Here is a 7207-nt window from a genome sequence, read left to right on the forward strand (position 1 = left end):
CCGTGTCGCTGAGCGGCACGCTGGCGGTGCTCTACGCCGCCGGCGTCTCGCTCAACATGCTGACGCTGTTCGGCCTCGTTCTGGCGATCGGCATCGTCGTCGACGATGCGATCGTCGTGGTCGAGAACGTCGAGCGCAATATCGCCAAAGGGCTGGCGCCCAATCCTGCGTCGCACCTGACCATGGACGAAGTCGGAACGGCGGTCATCGCGATCTCGCTGGTGCTGATAGCCGTGTTCGTGCCGACAGCCTTCATCCCCGGCATTTCTGGGCAGTTCTACCTGCAGTTTGCGATCACCATCGCGGTGTCGACGGCGATCTCGGCATTCAATTCGCTGACGCTTTCGCCGGCGCTGGCCGCACTGCTGTTCAAGCCGCACCACGCCGCGGCGGCGCCGCCGCGCTTTTTCCTGGCACGGTTCGCACGGGCGCTCGCCGACGGCTTCAATCGCGGCTTCGACAGGGTCGCCCATTGGTATTCGAGCATCATCCGCGTTCTGGTCGGCTCGTGGATAACGATCGCCGCCATGCTGGGCGTTTTCGCTGCCCTCATCTGCGCCACGGTCTACATGGTGCAGGCGGTGCCGCGCGGTTTCATTCCGACGCTCGACCAGGGCTATGCGATCGTCGTCGTCCAACTGCCGGACGGCGCCTCTCTGTCGAGGACCGATGCGGTCATTAAGCAGGCGTCGCAGATCATCCAGAAAACGCCAGGCGTCGACTACGCAGTCGCCTTCGCCGGCTTCTCCGGCGCGACCTTCACCAACGCCAGCAATGCGGGCGTGATCTTCGCCAGGTTCAAGCCGTTTGACGAGCGACTGAAAGCCGGCCAGTCGGCGACCAAGGTCATCGGCAATCTGTTCGGCAGCCTGCAAACCATCAAGGAAGCCTTCATCATCGCACTGCCGCCGCCGCCGATCCGCGGCGTCGGCAATGCTGGCGGCTTCAAGCTGCTGATCCAGGAGCGCAACAGCGCCGACATGCGGCAGGTCCTGGCGCTTGCCAACGACATCGCCGGCCAGGCCAACAAGACGCCGGGGCTGACAGGCGTGTTCACGACGTTCTCCGCGTCGAGCCCGCAATTCTTCCTGGCGATCGATCGCGACAAGGCGCGCATCCTGAACGTGCCGATCCCCAACATCTTCGAGACGCTGTCGATCAATTTGGGCACCGCCTACGTCAACGACTTCAACGCTTTCGGGCGCGTCTACCAGGTGCGGGCGCAGGCCGACCAGGCGTTCCGCCTCGATCGCGCCGACATCTTGAAACTGAAGGTGCGCTCGGCGACCGGCGCGCTGGTTCCGCTCGGCACGTTGATCGAGATCCGCGACGTCACCGGCCCGGCGCTGGTCCAGCGCTACAACATGTACGTCTCGGTGCCGCTGCAGGGCAACGCCGCGCCCGGCGTTTCCACGGGCGACGCGCTGGCATTGATGGAAGGGATCACGGCAAAGACGCTGCCGGCCGGTACCTCCTATGAATGGACCGAGCTCGCCTATCAGGAGCGCAACACCGGCAATGCCGCTGTCTATATCTTCGGACTGTCGGTGCTGTTCGTGTTCCTGGCGCTGGCGGCGCAATATGAAAGCTGGGTGCTGCCGTTCGCCATTGTGTTGGTGGTGCCGCTCGGCGTGCTCGCGGCGTTGATCGGCGTGTCTTTCCGAGGCCTGGACAACAACATCCTCGTGCAGATCGGCCTCATCGTGCTGATCGGGCTTGCCGCCAAGAACGCGATCCTGATCGTCGAATTCGCGCGGCAGGCGGAGGAACGCGGCCTGTCGGCCGCCGAGGCTGCCGTCGAAGCCTGCCGGCTCAGGCTGCGGCCGATCCTGATGACCGCCTTCTCGTTCATCCTCGGCGTCGTGCCGCTGATGATCGCAACAGGCCCGGGCGCGGAAATGCGCCAGTCGCTCGGCACCGCGGTGTTCTCCGGCATGCTCGGCGTCACCTTCGTCGGCCTGTTCCTGACGCCGGTGTTCTACGTCACGCTCAGGTCGCTGTTTTCACGGCGCAAGCCCCGTGCCGAGGCCGCGCCTTCGGGGCCGGCAGAGGCGCCATCGGAGACGGCCGCCAAGTAGGTTACGAATTCGTCGCGCCGGGCGCGGCTTTATCGGCGCGGCGCAGCAACGATCCCGGTAGCGACGCGCAGTATTGACCTTAACCTGGGAGGAGTAGGGAGATCTTCACGCGCGGCGCGAAAAAACAACGCAAATACAGCTGATTGGTTACGACGTAGGTATTCTCGCAGATATGGTATTGGTCGTCCGGGGATTCCTGCACGCGGTCCCGTGGGATGATGAAGTTATGCGGCAAGTAAATGTAACCGCCGTCGCCCCTCATCCGCACCGAAGAACGAGGTATGGCGCGGCAATCAGAACCACCGCAACACTTGAATTTCGTCTGCGGATCGAACTTGTTTTCGTACCAATCATGGGCGCTGGCGACTGTTGCGGCGGCGATACACACCGCCGTGACGATGAACCTTCGCATGGCCTTCCTCAACTATCTGGCAGGCGCTGCTCCTTCGAGCGTCCATGTATATTAGCGTTCCTTTAGAAATGYCATTGACCCTCGGCTGACTGGCGCAAGTCGGCCCCATGGCCGACTTTCCCGCACCCAATATTCCTGCAAAGGATGATCTTGCTTTTGAGGGCAACCACCGCCCGCAACACAAAGGCTTCAACGGTTTTATGCGGCCAATCGGACGTCTGCCGGGCCGCATCCGGTCAGCCGTCACTCCGGCAACCCCGCGAACCGCATCTGCTTGATCCAGCGGTCGAGGCTTCCGGGTGCGGTCCAAATCTTGTCCCACTCCCTGCGTTCTTTACTGATGGATTCACTGGGAGTGTTTTTGAGGAAAACCGTAAGCGCTTCCTTTGCCTCTCGTTTGTTTCCTAGACAAGCCTGGATCCCCGCAAGCATGCGCTGTGCGCCGCTCGGGATTCTGGACATTTTCCGCATCGCCGCCAGCGCTGCCCGACAATCATTCTTTTCCCAAAGCGCCCAGCCCATCTGCCAGTGGAACCAGTCAGGGTGGAAGGGATCGATGCCCTTGGCCTGCTCGATCCGATCGATCGCTTCGTCGGCGCGGCCAACATACAACAGCACGTTCGTACTCATGACGAGGATATGCGAGTCGCTGGGGTTCAAGGCGATCGCCTGATCGTACTGGGCAAGGGCCTGCTCGACCTCTCCTGCTTCGGTTTGGATGCTGGCGAGGACCTCATGCGCTCCAGCGTCATTAGGAGCGAGCAGGATGGCCTTGTCGGCGTTTTCGGCAGCGAGTTTCAACGCCTCGTCCCGGTTGTGTTCCTGCGCGTGCCACCCGAATACCGCGTCATTGCGATAGGACCAGGCCAGCCCGATATAGCCGAACTGGGAGTTCGGATCCGCTCCGATCGCCTTGAGGCTGAACTGCCTTAACTGACCGTTCCCCTCGGCTGAGATATCCTCTCCGATCTTGGCCCTCCCCATCAGGTAGTAGCGGAGCGCGCTGACCTGCGCGGCGCCGCTCCTTGGCAGCGGGCGCTCGATGCTCTGCCCGACCCGATCCGCAAGGGTTCGGATGATCTCCTCCTGGACGACGAAAAGATCGCCAATCTCCCGGTTGTAGGTGTTGGCCCACACATGCGATCCATCATGCGCATTCAGCAACTGCGCGGTCACTTTCAGCCGGTCTCCAATCTTCTGCTGGCTGCCTTCGAGCAGGTAGTCGACGCCGAGTTCATCTCCGATCTGTCTAATGTCAACCGCCCGGCCGCGGTACTTGAAGCTCGAGTTCCGGGCGATGACGGCATAGGTCTTGCTCCGCGCAAGCTCGGTGATGATCCCCTCGGCAACGGCATCACTGAGATATCCCTTGTCCCCGCCAGCACTGAAGTCGTCGAAGGCAAGGATTGCAATCCTCGGCATGTCGCTCGAACGAACTGGGGCGGCTCGCCATGTTTCCGCGCCGTAGTATGCGCCGATCGCTGCCGCGACGAGCACGATCGCAGCAAGAATGAGCCCGCGTTGCGAAAACCGTGTCTTGGCTCGTTCCACGCCGGCCGCGGCGTTTGCGTCCGCCGCCTCGGATGGATCGGCATTCAGTCGGTAGCCTCTCTTGGGCAAGGTTTCCACGATCGCATGCGCGTCGTCCCCCAATGCGCGGCGAATATCGGCAATGCATTGGGTCAGGCTGTCATCGGTCACGAAGGTATCGGGCCAGACCGCGCGCATCAGCGCGTCCTTGGACACGATCTCGCCCGGTCGCGCCGCGAGCACGCAGAGCACCTCGGTGGACTGGCTGCGAAGGTCGACCGCTTTACCTTCGGCGGTTCGGAGTTGTTTGCTTTTCGTCAGCGAGAAAAATCCGCCGAATGTGATCGTTTCAGCAGGTTTCGGGTCAATTTCAGGAGCCTTTCGGGACATTTCACCCTCTTGGCGCGCTTCCTAGCTTATCCCTTTCGGCCTTCGCTTCCAAGTGATCCCACCAGTGCCGGATTGGACGGGAGGAGGACATGAAACGCGCCAAGCTCATCATCGCTCTCGCTCTTCTCGTGACAGCGCCAACGGCTGCGAAAGCGGATTCCCGCATCGCGAAACTCTGCGGCTCTGACCATGTCATCGAGGCGGCCTCCGACGACGTCCGTCCCAACCCCGGCGGTTACTATGCCGCCAGCCTTAGGTCGATGGACGACTGCATGTTCACCGCCTTCGCTGTTACAATTCTTCTGACCGACCAGGGGGAGCTAATCAGGATCCCCAAAGTGAAACCCATGACTTCCATGGCCGAGTGCAGAGCTTGGACCCATCAACAGGAGTTCATGCGCGTACTCCCCGGCTATCTCGCCAGCTTCCATTACTGCGACTACGCATCGGAGGCATCAAAACCGTGACCTTGCAGGTTCCTGGCTGTTCACGCTTGGACCGAAGGATGACACGAACGCGACCAAGGTCGTCGAGATCGGACCCCGTCCCGCCGGTCAGGGCGAGCGCGTATTTGCTGCGCGTAAATCGGGTCGGTGCGCCAAGTGCCAAGACGCCCCTAGCTCGCGGTTGCTGCCTGAACCTTTTTGGGCGCGGCCCGCTGCCGGCGCATACGGCGTTTGGTGACGAACTTGAGGGCAACCGGCGGCTCGTTTGACAGCGCGCCGACCACGGCGTCGACCATGCCATGGGCGACGAAATCCGCGTTCATGTCCTGGGCCAGCCTGGCGGTCGCCTCCTTGTCGTCATTGCCGGTTTCCGACCAGAACACGATGCCCACCCGCAGCGCCGCCTTCGCACGCTTCAGCCGGCGAACCAGGAAACGCGCGTGCTTGACGGAATCCCGGTTCAGGAAGCTGATCACGACGGTGTCGATGGCATCGAGCTCGAGGCGGCGGATGCTCGCCGGTTCCATCTCGGCGAAGCCCGCTTTCGATGCTGTCGCGCCCTGCACTTCCAGCACCTGTGCCAGCATCGCGGCCGCGGCATCGTCGAGCTCGCCACGCCCACCGGCACAAAGCACCGACATGTCAGTGCCATCGGGCAGGTCGGCCTCGTCCACGCCGGCGCCATCGCCATTATCGCCGGGCTCCCCGGCCTCGGCCGGGTCATCCTCCTCAACCGCTTCCTGTTGCGCCTCATCGTCGAGGTTGGCCACCAGCGTCAGGGCACTGTCCGCCACCTTCCGTCTTTGCAGGTCGCCCATGACGCCGCGCACACGGTCGCGCTCGCCCAGCAGAAGTGCCGGAATCGCCACCTTGTCGTAGAATTCGAACAGATATTTCTCTTCCAGCATCTCCTCGGCGTGGTCGGTGGCTTCCTCCGGATCGCCAGCCAGCAGCCGCTGGTAGAGGCGCGCATGGGGCTCGAGCACGGGCTCGTTGCCGAACAGCACGTCGAGGAACTCGAACTGCGGCACGTGTCTGCCCAGCACCACCAGGCAGACGGTGAGCGGCGTCGACAGGACCAGCCCGAGCGGCCCCCAGAGCCACGTCCAGAAGATGGCCGCCACGATGATCGCCAGCGATGACAGCCCCGTTCGCGARCCGTAAAGCCAGGGTTCGACGACGTTGCCGGTGACCAGTTCCATCACCACGAACAGGGCGGCCGTCCACAGGACGAGCGACCAGCCGGGTGCCACGGCCAGCGCCAGGAACAGCGGCAGCAGCATGCCGATGGCCGGGCCGATATAGGGAACGAAACGCAGCGCCAGCGCCAGCAGCCCCCACAGCAGTGCATTGGGAATGCCGAGGAACCACAGTCCGAGCGCAATCGGTATGGCGTAGACGATGTTGACGATCAACTGCATGAGCAGATAGCGGCCCACCCGCTTGGCAGCATCCTGCAGCGCCTCGGTGGTGCGGTGAAGGTCGCCATAGCCGACAAGCCGGATGAAGCGGTCGCGCAGATCCTCCCGTTCGAGCAGCATGAAAATAACCACGACGATGATCAGTCCGGCCGATCCGAGCGGGCTGATCAGCGGACCGACGATGCTCTGCAGGACTTCGAGCGGCTTTTGGCGCGCGACGATCTCGACGGGCACCGGCTCGCGCGCCGGCTTGTCGGGAGTGGCCGCCGGCGGCGAAGCGTCCTGCCTGTCTATCTCCTGTCCGACACGCTCGACCACGTCGCTCAACCTGGCAATGATGCCTCCCCCGACGCCGGTTTCCTTGAGTGAACGGATCTTGGTCAGGATGTTGATCTGGTAGGTCGGGATGTTCTGTGCCAGTTCGCTGACCTGCGAGGCGACAATGAAGCTGAACAGGGCGAGTGCCGCGAAAGCGCTGAGAACGCTGACGATGACAGCCGCGATCCTGGGGATGCCGACGCGTTTCAGCGCCGCGACCAGCGGCGCGAGCGCRAAAGTCAGCAACAGCGCGATGGCGATCGGCAGGAAAACCTCGCGCCCGAAATACAGTGCCGCCACCGTCGTGACGGTGGTCGCCACATTGGGCAATGAGGTTCGCGGGTGGGGCGCGGCGGCCGAAAGAATGTCCTCCAACCCATGCGCTGGAGACGCCATGCCGTTTCGACGATTGGTCGCCACTTGGTCTCTCCCCTGCCAACGGTCATGATCGGGCATATTGAGCCGGCGTGCAACTTTCGCCGGTGACGAACTGCTCGTCACCGGCTGCAGGTCGATGATCGGGATGGCGCGAGATGGCCGCGCGACGAAGCAATGGCGCCGGGAAATCTCCGGCCAGCGCTATCCCGGCCGCGCCTTGGCGATGGTAGACGT

Annotated in this window: 5 protein-coding genes; 2 read left to right on the forward strand and 3 right to left on the reverse strand. The window is 62.9% G+C overall.

Annotated features, from left to right (window positions below; translation table 11 throughout):
• Positions 1-2078: efflux RND transporter permease subunit (locus tag ACXJ7R_RS20265; RefSeq protein ID WP_457153403.1), on the forward strand; the 2078-nt coding region annotated here is incomplete at its 5' end.
• Between the two features lie 79 nt (positions 2079-2157).
• Here the strand turns inward: ACXJ7R_RS20265 and ACXJ7R_RS20270 are convergent.
• Both ACXJ7R_RS20270 and ACXJ7R_RS20275 read right to left on the reverse strand, forming a co-directional pair.
• The gene (locus tag ACXJ7R_RS20270) at positions 2158-2490 is read right to left on the reverse strand and encodes a hypothetical protein (protein WP_457153404.1); all 333 of its coding nucleotides are present in this window, start codon (positions 2488-2490) and stop codon (positions 2158-2160) included.
• A gap of 243 nt (positions 2491-2733) precedes the next feature.
• Positions 2734-4410, reverse strand: a complete 1677-nt coding sequence (locus tag ACXJ7R_RS20275) for a winged helix-turn-helix domain-containing tetratricopeptide repeat protein (RefSeq protein WP_457153405.1) — start codon at positions 4408-4410, stop codon at positions 2734-2736.
• A gap of 89 nt (positions 4411-4499) precedes the next feature.
• On the opposite strand from ACXJ7R_RS20275, the gene ACXJ7R_RS20280 reads away from it, so the two are divergent.
• Positions 4500-4877, forward strand: coding sequence for a hypothetical protein (locus tag ACXJ7R_RS20280; RefSeq protein ID WP_457153406.1), 378 nt, complete (start codon positions 4500-4502; stop codon positions 4875-4877).
• Between the two features lie 149 nt (positions 4878-5026).
• Here the strand turns inward: ACXJ7R_RS20280 and ACXJ7R_RS20285 are convergent, their stop codons facing one another.
• Positions 5027-7015, reverse strand: coding sequence for an AI-2E family transporter (locus ACXJ7R_RS20285; protein ID WP_457153407.1), 1989 nt, complete (start codon positions 7013-7015; stop codon positions 5027-5029).
• Positions 7016-7207: the final 192 nt, after the last annotated feature.

It is taken from the genome of Mesorhizobium sp. P5_C1 (assembly GCF_054049815.1).